Raw genomic sequence first — 299 nt, 5'->3', positions numbered from 1 at the left:
GGGCCCTCGCCGCCATCGCTTCGACCCTGCTCAAGGTGCAGGCGCTGAGTGACCAGCGCTATCGCTTGAGCCCCGTGCAGACGCGCTGGCTGCAACAGCTGTCCGCCAAGGTGATCGCCGAATACGAGCCTCGTCGCCACGACAGCGGCATCTACTTCAACAACCACGACTACTGGGCGGCGTGGGCCGTCGCCGCCACCGCCATGTTGCTCGATGACGACAAGGGCCTGGCCTGGGCAGACGTCGCCCTGCGCCGGGCGTTCAGCCAGCTCGCCCAAGGTAAGGGGGACTATGAATAC

1 protein-coding gene is annotated in these 299 nt (G+C 66.2%); it reads left to right on the top strand.

The window, feature by feature from the left end; translation table 11 throughout:
* Positions 1 to 299 (top strand): alginate lyase family protein (locus J0A65_RS26980; RefSeq protein WP_206597233.1); only part of this gene is annotated, 299 nt, incomplete at both ends.

It is taken from the genome of Bowmanella yangjiangensis, assembly GCF_017255015.1.
GTDB lineage: Bacteria > Pseudomonadota > Gammaproteobacteria > Enterobacterales > Alteromonadaceae > Bowmanella > Bowmanella yangjiangensis.
Note: the sequence above shows the minus strand (reverse complement) of the source record. Positions and strands in the feature narration are given on the sequence as shown.